Source organism: Microbispora sp. H10830 (assembly GCF_014161375.1).
Lineage (GTDB): Bacteria > Actinomycetota > Actinomycetes > Streptosporangiales > Streptosporangiaceae > Microbispora > Microbispora catharanthi.
This window is the reverse complement of record NZ_JABBWX010000002.1, coordinates 469,166-483,446: the sequence shown is the minus strand read 5'-3', so window position 1 is coordinate 483,446 and position 14,281 is coordinate 469,166. Positions and strand designations below refer to the sequence as shown.

Below are 14,281 nucleotides of genomic sequence, written 5' to 3'. Positions count from 1 at the left end.
CAGGCGTCAGCCGATACGGGGGAGGGCGAACCGCTCGGCGAACGCGGACATCTCGTCCCGCTGCCGCTCCGGTTCCGTGGACGAGGGGCTGACCACGATGCGGGTCACGCCCTGCGCGGCGTACGTCTCGACGCGTTCGGGGGACATGTCGATCGACCCCCAGCGCGTGTACTCCAGCGCATCGGGATCGCGACCGACCTCGGCGGCCGCGGTGCGGGCCAGTTCCCACTGGACGGCGCGTTCCTCCGGGGTGAGCGCGCCGCCCGGGAAGTAGCCGTCGCCGCGCCGTCCGGCCCGGCGCGCGGCGGCCCGGCTCGACCCGCCCACGTGGATCGGCAGGTGGGTGACGCCATAGGGCTTGGGATAGCTGCACACGTCGTCGAAACCGAAGAACTCGCCGGTGAAGCTGACGCCTTTCTCGTCCCCCTCCCACAGCAGCCGCAGCACGTCGATGGCCTCGTCGGCGCGGCGTCCACGGGTGCCGAAGTCGACCCCCGCCGCTCCGGCCTCGCCGGGCAGGGTGCCGAGCCCCACGGTCAGCAGCCGCATCCGCCCTTTGGACAGCACGTCGATGGTCGCGAGGCGCTTGGCCAGGACCACCGGGTGGTGGTACGGCAGCAGCAGCACGGCCGTGCCGAGCAGGAGGCGTCGCGTGGCCGCCGCGACGAAGCCCAGGCAGTCGAGCGGATCGGGATAGGGCAGCGCCGGCGGGATCTCGAAGGGACCGACCGCGGCGCCGGGATACAGCACGATGTGCTCCGGCAGATATAGCCCCTCGAAGCCGCAATCCTCGGCATGGCGGGCATAGGCCACCAGCCGGTCGGGGTCGAGTCCGTCGGCGGTGGAGTAGGCGATCGCGAATTTCATCGGGGGCTCCTCGGGCCGGTGTTCGCGATCACGCTAGAACCTTGTCGTAGACGTCAAGGCAAGGGCGGAGCCGCCTCCGGCCGGACAGACGTCACCGCGTCATCGGTCTCTCATCTGCAGGCCAGCGCCAGATAGCGCTCATCGGTGTCGTCGTAGTCGAGCAGGGTCCAGCCGGCGGCGTCCAGCAGGGGACGGAGGTTGTGCTCGGCCCGTATGTCGCCGGGGGTCAGGGTGCGGCCACGCCGTGCCGCGAGCACCGCACGGCCCACGGGGTGGAACAGCGCCAGCCTCCCGCCGGGGCGGGTCACCCGGGCCAGCTCGGACAGCACGGCCGCCGGCTGGAGAACGTGGGAGATCAGCCCGGAGGCCAGCACGCCGTCGGCCACACCATCGCGGAACGGAAGCCGCCCGACGTCGGCGATCACCAGCCGGCCGGACTCACCCCGTCCCCGTTCGCGGGCCGACCGGATCATCTCCGGGGTGACGTCCACGCCCACCACGTGCCCGGCGGCCCCGACCGCGTCCCGCAGCAGGGGGAACGCACGGCCGGTTCCACATCCGGCGTCGAGGACCAGGCCCCCGGCCGGCAGGGCCATCTCGGCGATCGCGGCGGCGAAGGCCGGGCCGTCGTCGGGATACTTCTCCTCCCAGGTGGCCGCCCTCGCGGCGAAGAACTCCCTGGTCTCCTCAAGGGATCGATCGTTCATGGTCTTCGTCTCCTCAGCGGAAGGAGGTGGAGGAACGATTCGACCACGGTGCCGGCCTCGTCACGAAGCCGAGCGGCCGTTCGCCGCCCGGCCGGACGTCAAAGTGGCGACGTGATCCGGTCGACGCACCAGTAGAGGCCGACCGCCACGATGGGGACCGACATGGCGGCGGTCGCCCAGCGCACCGCGGACGTACGGCGCAGCAGCACCAGCAGCGGGAAGAGCACCGCGATGATCAGCAGCTGGGTCGCCTCGATGCCGACGTTGAAGCTCAGCAGCGACAGGAGCAGCTCCCACGATCCCTTCTCGTCGATGTCCAGCGCGCCCGCGAAGCCGAGCCCGTGCACCAGGCCGAAGGCGAAGACGATCGGCAGCCGCCACCTGCCCAGTTTGTCCTCGTCGCGGCCCAGGAGGTTGGCGACGGCCACGACGATGATCGACACCGCGATGACCGGCTCGACGATCCCCGCAGGAACGTCCACGATCCCCAGCGCCGCCAGGAGGAACGTGATGCTGTGGGCGGCCGTGAACGCGGAGGCCGTGACGACGACGTCCCGCAGGCGGCGGGCGCCGATGAGCAGGGCGAGCAGGAAGAAGATGTGGTCGAGTCCGGACAGCAGGTGCTCGGCGCCGAGCAGGAAGAACTCCCCGATCTGGTGCGAGGCCCGGTGCTCGCCGACCCGCAGCGTCGGGTTCCCGGCGGTCAGGACCGCGGAACCCGTCGTGCCGTCGAGCGTGTAGCCGACGATCGTCTCCGTGCTGTGCACGAAGCTCTCGGCGTCGGGGAAGAGCGCGCTTGAGATCGCGTGTCCTCCCCCGCCGTCGCCCGCGCAGTGGTAGTCGAGAGTCAGCACCGCATGGGCCACGTTGTCGCGGTCGCGCACGCCCGCGTCGCCCACCGGCGTGGGCGGGCAGGGCGTGTCGCCGTACGCCACGGCGAAGCGGCGCGTGACGTAGTCGACGACGGCGGCGTGGTTCTTCTTGAGCTGGCGGAGCTGCTCGGCCCGCTCCTTCGCGTCGTACGCCTCCGCGTACAGCCAGGCCGACTTCATGAGGAGGTCGTACTCCAGGTCGAGCACGACTCTGACATCCGCGCCCGCTCCGGTCACCGTGGCGTGCGCCTTGGTGGTCGCGTTGTGCGCCGCTGCCGGAGCGGAGAACGCCGTCAGCCCGCCGAGGGCGAAGGCGAGAGCGAGGACGGCGGCGGACAGCCTGCGAGACATGTCTCGTTCTCCAGGTTTGAGGAGGTCCGGGTTTCGGGGGTCCGGGATTCGAGGGGGTCCGAGTTCGAGGGGAAAGGCCGCCCCGGACGCTCCGCGTCGACGCGGGGGTCCGGGGCGGCGATGACGGTTACCTACGCTGGAACCAGCGGTAGAGGGGCGAGTCCGGTCCCCACTTACCGGGGCGGCCGTGCTCGTCCTTCGTGACGAAGACGCTCGGCTCGGAGGCGGTCACGCCGCCGCCGGTGGAGCGTGCGGTGACGAACCAGGCGTAGGCCGTGTCGCCCTTGAGACGCTTCCAGGTCACCGAGGCCACCTGACCCGACGGGACCGTGCTCGTGCCGACGACCCGGGTGGGCTCGTAGATCGCCAGCGAGTCGGTCGTGAAGCTCGTCGTACGGGTGGTGAGATCGACCGGCAGCACCATGTTGTCCTCGCGGCCGTCGTAACGGCGCAACGGGTCGAACTCGCCCGCGCCGAAGTCGTTCAGCAGCGGGGAGTAGGTGTCCACGGTCAGCTCGGCCCGCTTGACGTTGAACTGCAGCAGCCGGAAGAAGCTCGCGCCGAACTGAAGCTGGTCGTCCGGGTTGTATCCGCCCACCTGGGTGAGCCCGAGGCGGTCGGCCGAGACCGTGTAGAACTGGTAGTCCGCCAGCAGTTCGACGACGCCCCTGCCGACCTGACCGACCTTCGGCTTCACGTTGGTGGCCACGCCGTGCTCGTGCCCGGCGAGGATGAGGAAGACGTTCGGGTTCTTCTCGACCACCGTCTTGTAGAGCATCGAGCCGTCCGGCGCCGAGAATCCCGCGCCGCGCCCGTCCGGGTTGGTGCTCGGCACGAGGTAGTCGTGCGAGAGCAGGATGCCGTTGCGGTCGGGGAACCGCTTGAAGACGGAGTCGGCCCACTCGGCCTCCTCCCGCGTGACGCCGTACGACAGGCCGACCACGACGAAGTCCAGCCCGCCGGCCGAGAACAGGTCGTAGTGGTTCTGGTTGTCGCCGTCCTTCCACGGCCCGCCGTACTCGGCGTGCTGCCAGCCCTGCGCCGCCGACTGGTAGCGGCCGGGGCCGTAGTACTTGTTGTAGATCGCCCCCGGCCCGTCCTCGGTGCCCGACTGGTTGTCGTGGTTGCCCGCGATCACGCCGTTCGGGATCTTCGCCTCGTCCAGGACGCTCTGCTGCTTGGACGACACCTCGAACTCGCCGACGACCTGTCGCTGTGTGGCCTCGTCCGCGGGCTTGCGGATGTTGTTCTCGATGAGGTCGCCGGTGTGCGCGACGTAAGAGATCTTGCGCGGGTCCTTGTTGTCCTTGATCCAGTTGACGATCCCGGCGTACGCGGACTCCCACACCGCGCGCTCTTCGGCGGTCTCCTGCTCCACCGCGCCCTCCGACAGATACTGCGTGTCGGTGAAGTGGACGATTGAGAAGTCGTACGTGGAGGGGTCGGCGAAGCCGTTCGGGTCACCGGGGTCGATGTCGTCGGCGAACGGGTCCTCGCCCGTCACCATCACGTGGACCTGCTGCCCGTCGACGTACCGGTCGCCGACGACGGCGGTGAGCGCGGTCTGGCCCTCGGCGGCGCCGCGGGAGCTCGTCAGCAGATCCCACGCCCGGGTCTTGGTGTTCCACGCTCGCAGCGAGACCAGGCGCTCGGGGTCGATGACGCCCTCCCAGCGCAGGACCGGGGCGTCCACGTGACCCTTCACCTGGATGTCGTACCGCTGGTAGGTGACGTCCCGGCCGGCGGGCGCGTCAAGTGTCGCGCCGTCGGCGGGCTCCAGCCCGGCGGCCTTGACCTTCTTCTCTCCGGGCACCTCCAGAGTCGTGGGGACGGTCTCGGCCACACCCTGGAACGCCTGGTTCGGGGTCAGGATGTCGGCTTCGGAGAACGTCGCCTTGACCTGGCCTCCGCCGGGCTCGGCGACCTTCGCCGAGAGCGTGACGGAGCCCGACACGTCGACGGCTCCGGACGCCGGGGTGAGCTCGGCGGGGGCGTCCGGGATGCCGGCGGACTCGAACGAGACCTCCCTGGTGGCGGTGTTGCCGAGCGAGTCCGCGGCGGTCACGGCGAGGGTGTGCGAACCGGGCCGCAGTCCGGGGCCCACCTGGGCGCCCAGCGCGATCGCCTGCCCGTCGAGCGTGACGTCCGGCCCGGACACAACGCCGGAGGCGTCCTCCAGCTTGACGTCCAGCACGACGGAGGCGGTGATCTTCTCGCCCGCGGCGGGGACGCTCGTGGCGACCTTGGGGGCCGAGTTGTCGGTGATCAGCGTACGGGTGGCGGTCTCGCCCGTGGTCGAGGTGGCGGCGACGGTGTGCTTGCCGTCCTTGATCGCGGTGGTGTCGAGATCCGCGCTCAGGCCGGCGGCGGGGGCGTCCACGAGGAACTCGAGGTCGATCTCGGTCAGCAGGTTCACGTTGTCGCCGCAGTTGCCGTCGCCCATGCTGTAGGAGCTCTTGAGCGTCTGACCGGCCGCCGTGCCCCGCACCGGGGTGAGGGCGATGTTCGAGATCGCGAAGTCGTCGCGGTTGTTGCCACATGACGTGGGATAGGTGCCGGTCACGAAGTCGATCGTGTTCCAGCCGGGCACGAGGTACTCGTTCGGGAAGGTGAAGTCGACCCGCCGGCTCACGAAGTCGCCGTCGAGCACGACCTTCCGCCCGTTCACGAGCAGGTAGTTCTGGTAGCGCGCCTCGATCGAGTTGGTGCCCACGGTGAAGCTGAGGGTCGCGTCGCCCGAGCCGAGCGTCCGGACGACGTGCACCCCCGGGGCGTCGATCGTGTAGCGCAGTTCGACCTCGCGGAGGGCGGTCTGGCTGCTGCCGCAGGTGCCGTCGCCCAGATCGTAGGACGGCTTGACGTCGTGACCCGTCACGGTGGCGCCGTCGAGGGCGAGGTCGAGGTTCGCGATGGTGAAGTCGTCGCGGTCGGCGCCGCAGGACGCCTTCCAGTCGCCGGTCACGACCTTGACCGTGTTGTCGCCGGGTACCAGGAACCGGGCGGGAACGGCGACGGTGACGCGCCGGCCCGCCCAGGTGCCGCCCAGGTCGATGCGTTTGCCGTTGACGAGCAGGAAGTCGTCGTACTTGTCGTCGATCGAGTCCGTGCCCACGTCGAAGCTGAAGGTCGCCGCGCCGTTGCCCAGGGTGGCCTTCGTGGCGGGTTCCGCGCCGTCGACGGTGAGGGACGAGACGCCGCCCGCACCGGCGGCGGGCACGTTCGCGTAGATCTGCGTGGTGCGCGCCACCAGCGTGCCGTCCGTGGGCAGCAGCCGGGGCGCCCCGGCCGGGGCGTTGTTCACGGTCACGGTGTGCTTGACCGTGGCCCCGGACGCGGCCTTGGCGGTGATGGCGTGCTCGCCGTTCGCCAGCGTCGTGGTGTCCAGGTCCGTGGCGAGACCCGTGGTGCCCTGCGGGTCGCCCTTGACGAAGAACTTCAGCGTGGCCTGCTTGAGCAGCGCGGTGTTCGAGCCGCAGTTGCCGTCGCCGAACGACAGGGTGTAGGGGTTGTCCTCCCCGTCCGCGACCTCACCGAGCAGTTCGAGACCCACGTCGGACAGGACGAAGTCGTCGTAGTTGGTGCCGCACGAGCTCTGGATCGTCCCGGCGAAGATCTCGACGGTGTTCTCGCCCTTGACGAGGTGTTCGTTCGGGATCTCGATGGTCGCCCGCTCGTTCACGAGGTCGCCGATGTCGCTCCGGTAGACGCCGTTGACGAGCACGTAGTTGTGGTATCGCGCCTCCGTCGAGTTCGAGCCGACGTCGAAACGGAGCCTCGACACGCCCACCGTACGGGTGGCGTTCAGAGCGGCGCCGTCGACGGCGAGCTCGGTGACGCTGTCACCGGCCGCGGCCGGAGCCGCCGTGACCTTGACCATGCCCTCGATGTACGAGCCACCGGCGGGGCTGAGGGCGGGCGGGGTGGGGGAACCGGTCGGCGTCGGGCTTGGGCGTCCATGACCCGCTGTCGCCGGGTCCGGGTCGGCGTGCGCCGCCGTCACAACGCCGCTGATGAGCAGCGTCGCGACCAGGGCGATCACGACGGCCACGGCGAGACGACCTCGCCTCCTCAAGCCTCCCAGCAGCTTTCTGGCTGCCATTGGCTGCATCAGGTGCAGTCCCTTCCATCACGGTGCATAAAGCGCCGATAAAGCGGCGCGGTCTCGAGCGGTCACAGTGGATCTCGCGAGTGAACGACGTGCGTGAAGAGACTGAAGCAAAGACGAACTATCGCCTCATTCTGGTCATCTGTCACGAATTAGGAACGACTAGGTCACAACGCCCGCAATTCCGCAAAGCGCAACACAGTGGCGAACTTCGTGCGCATTCATCCCTCAATGTCCAAAAAGGGCACTTCTGTCGGCGGGGCACCGGATGAGCGAGCGGCGGCCGTCGGGGATCATAGGGCGTGGCAGGCCCCGGGACAGGAAGGCGGGCTCGATGGACTTCCGCGACGACGTGGATCTCGACGCGTCACAGGTGGAGGAGGGCGGAGGAGGGTTCCCGGGCGGCGGGCTCGCGATCGGCGGGGGCGTCGTCGGTGTCGTCGCCCTGGTCGTCGCCCTGGTCCTGGGCGTCAACCCGGCCGATCTCCTCAGCGGTGGAAGCTCCTCGTCCGGCGGGTCCACGGGCGCGCACCCGGCCTCGGATCTGACGTCCCGATGCAAGAAGGGCAGCGACGCGGACCAGTCGGAGAAGTGCCGCGTGGTGGGTGTGGTCAACAGCGTCCAGAAATACTGGCGGGACGCCTTCGCCGAGCGGGGCAAGCAGCCGTACCGCAACGCGCGGACCGTCCTGTTCACCAACGCCGTGAGCACCGGCTGCGGCCAGGCGAGCTCCGCCGTCGGCCCCTTCTACTGCCCGGCCGACAGCCGGGTCTACCTCGACCTCGGCTTCTTCAAGGAGCTGGAGAGCAAATTCGGCGCCAAGGGCGGGCCCTTCGCCCAGGCGTACGTGATCGGTCACGAGTACGGCCACCACGTGCAGAACCTCCTCGGCACCACCCGGCGGGTCGGCGGCGACAGCCAGGGGGCGGACAGCGCCTCCGTACGGCTTGAGCTTCAGGCGGACTGCTACGCGGGAGTGTGGGCGAAGAACGCGGTGGACACGGGGTTCTACGAGAGCCCGTTCACCGCGGCGGACATCCAGGAGGCCCTGGACGCGGCGGCGGCGGTGGGCGACGACAGGATCCAGGAGCGCACCCAGGGCAGAGTGGACCCCGAGGGGTGGACGCACGGGAGCTCCCAGCAGCGGGTGAAGTGGTTCACCACGGGATACAAGACGGGCTCTCCTGCCCGGTGTGACACGTTCTCCGGCACTGTCTGACGTTTTCCCTGTGGGCTGGACGCTTACTGAGGTTTTCCCGCCGCGAGCTACTGGCGTTCCCCTTGTGACGTGCATTGTGGGGAGACAGTCATCGCGACGGCGGGGGGCATCCGATGACGCAGGGGCTGCACCAGTTCATAGCGGTGGCGGGCCCGTGGGCCTACCTGGTGGTCGGGCTGATGGCCTGCGCGGAGACGGCGGCGCTCGTCGGCCTCGTGGTGCCGGGTGAGCTCACCCTGCTGATGGCCGGTTTCCTCGCCTACACGGGGCATGTGAGCCTGCCTCTCATGATGGTCGTGGCCGGCGTGGGCGCGGTCGCCGGGGATTCGATCAGCTACCGGATCGGCAGGCGGCTGGGGCCTCGCGTGCGCGACAGCCGGCTGGGCCGCCGGGTGAGCGCGGAGCGGTGGGACCGCACCGAGGACTACCTGCGGCGGCGCGGCGGATGGGCCGTCCTCTTCGGCCGCTGGGTCGGTCTGCTGCGCGCCCTGGTCCCCATGCTGGCCGGTATGGGACGCCTGCCGTACACGAGATTCCTCGCCTTCGAGGTGCCCGGCGGGCTGGCCTGGGGGGCGGGCACCGTCGGGCTCGGGTACGCCGCGGGGAGTTCGTACGAGCTGGTGGAGCAGGTCTCCGGGCGGGTCGGCCTCCTGGCCGCGGCCGGCCTGGTCGCGCTGGCCGCCGCCGGCCTGGGCGTCCACCGGCTGACCCGGTCGCGAACGCCGGTCGCGGAGTGTGCCAGGGCGGAGTACGCCAGGGCAACGCCCTCCGGCCGCCCGGTGAAGAGGTAGACCGCCGCGCCGTACGCCGGCGGCTCAGGGCCGCGCGCGTGCGGTCAGCGACCAGATGCTCCAGGCGAACCAGCCCACCGGGATCTCGATCAGGTGGGCGAAGAACCAGAACAGCAACACCGCCGCCGTGGCCGCCCCGGGTGCGACGCCGAAGCCGATCAGCGCCAGCGCGGTCGCCGACTCGCTGATCCCCGATCCGCCGGGCGTGATGACGGCGGTGGTCAGCACCCGGTTGATCGCGAAGGCCGCGACCGCCTCGGGGACGGCGACCTCGGCACCGGTCACGCGCAGGCATCCGATGAACAGAACGCACTGCAGCGCCATGTAGGCGACCATGCCGAGCGTGAGCCGGGGCCACCGCGTACGAGTGATCTCGATGGTGGAGTGACGCAGGTCGAGCAGGAAGTCGCGCAGGCACGGCTTGCGCCTGAGCGGCAGGAATCGGACCACCCGATCCAGGCCCCGCCCCAGCAGGTCGGCCACCGCCTCTCGATGGAGGGCTGCCGACATGGCGACGACGACGCCGACGAGCAACGCGCCGCCGACCCCTGCGGCCGCCGCGAGCCGGCGATCCGGCATGTACCCCGCGCCGAGCAGGCAGACGAGTCCCACGGCGGGGAGCAGGAAGCGGGACAGCAGGTTCCACACGCCCGTCACGACCGTCGAGGCCACCACCGGCCGCCGCCCGAAGCCCCACCTGGTCATCATGGTGAAGGTCATGGCCACACCCACGGCCCCGCCGAACGGCAGCACGTTGCTGGCGCCGCTGCCGACGCAGTTGACCAGCAACGCCCGGCGCCTGCTCAACCCGGGCAGGGAGTCGCTCAGCACGTTCGAGTACGCCCACAGCCCGGCCAGCCACACCCCTGTGAGCACCGCCATCGCGCCCCAGCCGACCCGCACCAGGCGCTCGTCGAGTTGCCCCCAGGTGACTCCGGTGATGTGCGGAAGGAACGAGATGAGCACGGCCGCCAGCGCCAGGGAGATCAGCGACATGACGACCCTGCTCCGGGGCGCGCGGCCCGTCGCCACCTCTGCCTCCGCCGAAATGGTCTCCACGCCGATTCGCCGCCTCCACACTGTCCGCTTCATTCGCTTTCGCAGGTCAAATGGATAACAATCCTTAATATGCCTATCTGAGCAAAACCGACGGCAAGGTTGCGGAAATCCCGGTGCCGCGTCCCGCGCGTTGATCACGGATCTTCACCCGCGGCCGGAACCGGCCGCGGCACTTGATCGTTCAGGTGGGCGGCTGACACACCTCATCGACCGTCGACAGGGAGAAACACGTGGTCTTCAAGCGGATGCTGGGTGCTCTCGGGGTGGGCGCCCCCTCGGTGGACACCGTACTGACCACCCCACGAGTCCGGCCGGGCGGCGTGCTCACCGGCGAGGTGAGACTGTCCGGCGGCGACTTCGACGCCGAGATCGAGGACATCACTCTCGGCCTGGTCGCCGGGGTGGAGATCGAGCACGGCGACGGCGAGAGCGCTGGGCTCGGTGAGTTCTCCCGCGCCCGGGTGTCCGGTCCGTTCATCCTGCGGCAGGGCGAGAACCGGAGTATCCCCTTCCAGATCCCGGTGCCGTGGGAGACCCCGATCAGTGAGATCGACGGGCAGCGCCTGACCGGCATGGCGCTCGGCGTACGCACCGAGGTGGCCATCGCGAAGGCCGTCGACAAGGGCGACCTCGACCCGATCGCCGTGGAGCCGCTCCCCTCGCAGTTCCGCGTCCTGGAGGCGTTCCTCCAGCTCGGTTTCGCCTTCAAGTCGGCCGATCTGGAGGCCGGCCACCTGTACGGCGTACGCCAGGAGCTGCCGTTCTACCAGGAGATCGAGTTCTACCCGCCCCCGCGGCACGCCGGTGTGGTGGGGGAGGTCGAACTCACCTTCGTGGCCGACCCCGCGGGCCTGGAGGTGATCCTGGAGGCCGACAAGCGGGCCGGTCGTCACTCCGGCGACGCCGTCGGCCGCTTCCGCGTCGGTCACGAGGACGCGGCGCGCATGGACTGGCCCGGGGAGATCGACCGCTGGCTCACCGGGCTCGCCCTGCACGGCGCCCATCACGGCGCGCCGTACGGTGACCACCACGGTGGCTACGGGCACGGCTATGGGCACGGCGGCGACTACGAGGACCATTACCGCCACGAGCACCGCGGCGGCCCCGGCTGGGGCGCGGTGGCCGCGGCCGGCGCCGCCGGGGTCGTCGGCGGCCTGGTGGCCGGCGAGATCGTCGAAGAGATCTTCGAGGACGACGAGGACGAGGGCGGGGACGGCGACTGGTGATCCCCGCCCCACACCCCCAGGGACGGCGCCGCCGGACACGTCTCAGGTGAGAGTGAGATCTCGTTCAGGATCGGGCGTCGGCTGCGGTCTCCGGGACAGAGGTGAGCCGGGAGACCGGGCCGGCGCTCGACGGACCGGTGCGGCAGCACCGCCCGCGACATTGCCATCGCTTGAAGTGTCGCCGTCCACAAGCGCGATCAGCGGGGTTGTAGCGTGACAGCGGTCACATTCAGTGACGTCACGCACACAGGAGGTTACGCATGATCCGTCGACTACTCCTGGCCGGCGCGGCCTGCGCCGCCGGGATCGTCGTCATGGCACCGATCGCCGCCTCGGCGGAGACGGCAGCCCCGCGACAGCCGGCCACGACCGCACAGGCCGGCCTTCCGGTTCACGCCGACGGGTGGGGGCACGGCGGGTGGGGGCACCCCTCGAGCCGTCCCTGGCACAGTGGCTACTGGGGCCGCCCGCTCGGCTACTGGAGCCGCCCGCTGGGCTACTGGAGCACCCCGGTGGTGCTCGTGGACGGCCTCTACGGCGACGACTGCGGGGCCGACTACTACGTCACCCCCTGCGACTGAGGCACCGCGATCGGGGACCTCATGAGAGATCCCGCCTGAGGATCGCAAGCACGACCCTCGATCGAGCATGCGCTCGACGGGGGATTTAAAAACCCCAGGTTGTCAGCAGATTTTGCTGACAACCTGGGGCCAAAGCCGGCCGTGATTCCCAGATCTTCGGATACCGTTCGTAGCCATTCCGTCTCTCTTCGTGCATGGCACGACTTCCTCGATCCGGAGCGCGCGATGAACGGCCACGACAGACCTCGCTCTCCCCGGCGCCCCGGGCGAGCGCCCTACGGCCCCGGCCGCACGGCCCGGCCCAAGCCGCCGCCGTACGCGTCGTCCCCCGGGCGGCGTGACAGCACCGGCGGCGAACCACTCGACCGGCATGAGCCGGAACCGGAGCCCTCCCCGATACCGCAGGCCGGGCGCCATCGCTCCCTGTCGCGGCCCAAGCTGATCCGTTCACTGATCGTGACCGGGGCCGCGGTCCTGACCGCCGTGAGCGTCTGGGCGAGCACCAACACCGCAGGTCCGGTGCCGGGCTCGTCCCCGCCTGCCGGCACCGTGGCCACGACGGCCCCCGATACGGCCCGATCCGGCACCGCTCCGTCGAGGCCCGCGCAACCGCCGCCCGGCCAACGCCTCCGCTCCCGGCACGGCGGGAAGGCACTGCGGGGGCGTACCCGGCGGCACCACGGCCCGGCTCATCCAGCGAGGCACACGCGGCCTCCCACCGCGCGCACTCACCCGCATGAATCCTGACTTCTGCCCTCTCCTCCCGCCTCACCATCGGTCGGCGCCCAGGGCCGGCGCCCAGTCTCCCTGACGCCGCTTTCGGCCTCCTCGCATGAGGCGATGAAACGACGGCAGGCGCCCCATCGGCTCCGGCATGCCCGCCTGGCACGTTCCAGGGGCGCCGGGGCTCACATCGTCCGCCGGACGAAGGCGCGGGTGACCGCGGTGCCGGCGTCGCCCAGAAAGGCGGCCAGTTCCTCGGTGATGAGGGTCTTGTCGACGGCGACCGTGATCTCCTCTGTCGCGAACTCGGCCACGGCGAGCTCACGGCCGAGCTCTCCGCTTCTTCTGATGCGGACGCGGAGCGCCGGCATCGGGCGTGCGTCCTCGACGGGCTGAAGCAGCTCCAGCGTCGCCGTGCCGATCTCGTCCATGGGGATCGTCAGCTCGGGGGCGAACTGCCTCTCGTCGACATAGGCAATGATCCGGTTGGCTTGGAGTGCGTGATGGATTACCGCAGGGCAGCTATGCAGCAACTGGGCGCGACGGAATTCCACTGATGGTTGCGACGGTGATGACACGAATCATCCACCAAATCCTTTCTGTGCAATCACGTCCCCGATCGTTTCGCCGCTCGATGCCAGGAAAGTTTGACGCATCAGCACCGGCGAACGCGACCATGCATCCGGAAAATCACCTTTCCTCCCTTTCCGGCTCGGCCGCGCTATTGATCACCTGCATGAGTTCATCGGCGAGGCGTGCGCACTGTTCAGTTGTATAACCCGTGGGGACGCGGAAGATCAGGCGTTCTCCGGGGCCGGTCCGAACGTCGGCGATGTCCCACCCGATCCACTGGCTGATAGCCAGCGCCTTGACGCTGTCCGGATCCATCTCCAGTCCGGCCGCGAGAGCCTCCAGGCGCCACAGATCAGGCATCCGCGACACCCGGCCGCTCAGCACGTCGGTTATCCACTGGGCGGTGAGGCTTTGACCTGTGCTCCCGCTCACGGACCTCAGCGCGAGCGTCCGGATGCTCATCCCCTTGTCCGCCACATAGTCGCGGATGCAGTCGCTCAGGGGGGTGGGGGGCTGGTCGGGTGTCACGCGCTGCGACGGCATTCGGTTGTCAGCTCCTCGACTCTTTCTGGCCGCGATCGCCACCATCATGCCCGCTAGATCCTGACGACAGGGAGCAAACCCCGACGAAGCCGGGGATCAGTTGTGTCAACAAGATGCGTCATAAAACGCCGTGCTTCACAAGATTTATTCGCGGAAACCTTCCGTTTTCACGTGCGGCCGTGCGCTCGGTCGGATTAGAGTGCGACCTGCAGTCGGGACGTCAGCAGAATCTGATGATGAAGTTTCCATCGGAGAGGTTCGCTATGGCGGGAAAGCCGCAGATGCACCTTCGGAGCGTGGCGCTCTTGCGCGCCTTGATGGTCGGCCACAGTCACAGCGTGGCCGATTTCGCTCGCCGGGCAGCCCTTACCAGGCAGTGCATCGATGGTCTGCTCAAACGAGGCACATGCCGCCGCACCACGGCGGACGCCATCGCGGCGGCAGCGGGGGTGCGGACTCTCGACCTGTTCCGGCCCTTCGTGTCGTCAAAATCTGCTGACACGCACGAGGACTCGTGATCGCATCACGCGTTTCCGATCCGGGTCACCCCTGATCCTCGGCGGAGGATCTCACGGGGAGTCCGGCTCGAACCGCCTCGACTGCGGTCCTGCGCATCCCGCTTCGCCGTCGCCACACCGCCGGCTTCCGGGATGTGCGTTCGATC

General features: G+C 69.5%; 11 protein-coding genes. 4 read left to right on the top strand and 7 right to left on the bottom strand.

Annotation, left to right across the window (positions count from 1 at the left end; genetic code table 11):
- Positions 1-6: 6 nt before the first annotated feature.
- The 4 genes from HHX35_RS06995 to HHX35_RS44530 form a co-directional block, all read right to left on the bottom strand.
- Positions 7-867, bottom strand: coding sequence for a TIGR03619 family F420-dependent LLM class oxidoreductase (locus tag HHX35_RS06995; RefSeq protein WP_182898059.1), 861 nt, complete (start codon positions 865-867; stop codon positions 7-9).
- Between the two features lie 110 nt (positions 868-977).
- Complete coding sequence (locus tag HHX35_RS06990; RefSeq protein WP_182898058.1) at positions 978-1,574, bottom strand: methyltransferase domain-containing protein; 597 nt, start codon at positions 1,572-1,574, stop codon at positions 978-980.
- 98 nt (positions 1,575-1,672) lie between these two features.
- The gene (locus HHX35_RS06985) at positions 1,673-2,797 is read right to left on the bottom strand and encodes a HupE/UreJ family protein (RefSeq protein ID WP_182898057.1); all 1,125 of its coding nucleotides are present in this window, start codon (positions 2,795-2,797) and stop codon (positions 1,673-1,675) included.
- Between the two features lie 127 nt (positions 2,798-2,924).
- Positions 2,925-6,845 carry a metallophosphoesterase gene (locus tag HHX35_RS44530; protein ID WP_182898056.1) on the bottom strand — a complete coding sequence of 1,307 codons (3,921 nt, stop codon included), beginning with the start codon at positions 6,843-6,845 and terminating at the stop codon, positions 2,925-2,927.
- Between the two features lie 391 nt (positions 6,846-7,236).
- Between HHX35_RS44530 and HHX35_RS06975 the strand changes: the two genes are divergently transcribed.
- Both HHX35_RS06975 and HHX35_RS06970 read left to right on the top strand, forming a co-directional pair.
- Positions 7,237-8,121, top strand: coding sequence for a neutral zinc metallopeptidase (locus tag HHX35_RS06975; RefSeq protein ID WP_182898055.1), 885 nt, complete (start codon positions 7,237-7,239; stop codon positions 8,119-8,121).
- A 113-nt stretch (positions 8,122-8,234) separates the two neighbouring features.
- On the top strand, positions 8,235-8,912 hold the full coding sequence (locus tag HHX35_RS06970) for a DedA family protein (protein WP_182898054.1): 678 nt from the start codon (positions 8,235-8,237) through the stop codon (positions 8,910-8,912).
- Between the two features lie 24 nt (positions 8,913-8,936).
- Here the strand turns inward: HHX35_RS06970 and HHX35_RS06965 are convergent, their stop codons facing one another.
- Positions 8,937-9,971: a lysylphosphatidylglycerol synthase transmembrane domain-containing protein gene (locus HHX35_RS06965; RefSeq protein ID WP_182898053.1), complete on the bottom strand. Its 1,035-nt coding sequence runs from the start codon at positions 9,969-9,971 to the stop codon at positions 8,937-8,939.
- A gap of 230 nt (positions 9,972-10,201) precedes the next feature.
- Between HHX35_RS06965 and HHX35_RS06960 the strand changes: the two genes are divergently transcribed.
- Entirely contained in the window at positions 10,202-11,197 is a 996-nt protein-coding gene (locus HHX35_RS06960; RefSeq protein WP_182898052.1) for a sporulation protein, read from the top strand.
- A 260-nt stretch (positions 11,198-11,457) separates the two neighbouring features.
- On the top strand, positions 11,458-11,778 hold the full coding sequence (locus HHX35_RS06955; RefSeq protein WP_182898051.1) for a hypothetical protein: 321 nt from the start codon (positions 11,458-11,460) through the stop codon (positions 11,776-11,778).
- 908 nt (positions 11,779-12,686) lie between these two features.
- Here the strand turns inward: HHX35_RS06955 and HHX35_RS06950 are convergent.
- Together HHX35_RS06950 and HHX35_RS06945 are read right to left on the bottom strand one after the other, a co-directional pair.
- Complete coding sequence (locus HHX35_RS06950) at positions 12,687-13,055, bottom strand: hypothetical protein (RefSeq protein ID WP_182898050.1); 369 nt, start codon at positions 13,053-13,055, stop codon at positions 12,687-12,689.
- Positions 13,056-13,191: 136 nt separating this feature from the next.
- Positions 13,192-13,665: a hypothetical protein gene (locus HHX35_RS06945; RefSeq protein WP_182898049.1), complete on the bottom strand. Its 474-nt coding sequence runs from the start codon at positions 13,663-13,665 to the stop codon at positions 13,192-13,194.
- Positions 13,666-14,281: the final 616 nt, after the last annotated feature.

Bases quoted from the DNA above. Each gene is read 5' to 3' on its own strand.
- HHX35_RS06995 (WP_182898059.1), bottom strand. From the start codon at position 867: ATGAAATTCGCGATCGCCTACTCCACCGCCGACGGACTCGACCCCGAC.
- HHX35_RS06990 (WP_182898058.1), bottom strand. From the start codon at position 1,574: ATGAACGATCGATCCCTTGAGGAGACCAGGGAGTTCTTCGCCGCGAGG.
- HHX35_RS06985 (WP_182898057.1), bottom strand. From the start codon at position 2,797: ATGTCTCGCAGGCTGTCCGCCGCCGTCCTCGCTCTCGCCTTCGCCCTC.
- HHX35_RS06975 (WP_182898055.1), top strand. From the start codon at position 7,237: ATGGACTTCCGCGACGACGTGGATCTCGACGCGTCACAGGTGGAGGAG.
- HHX35_RS06970 (WP_182898054.1), top strand. From the start codon at position 8,235: ATGACGCAGGGGCTGCACCAGTTCATAGCGGTGGCGGGCCCGTGGGCC.
- HHX35_RS06955 (WP_182898051.1), top strand. From the start codon at position 11,458: ATGATCCGTCGACTACTCCTGGCCGGCGCGGCCTGCGCCGCCGGGATC.
- HHX35_RS06945 (WP_182898049.1), bottom strand. From the start codon at position 13,665: ATGATGGTGGCGATCGCGGCCAGAAAGAGTCGAGGAGCTGACAACCGA.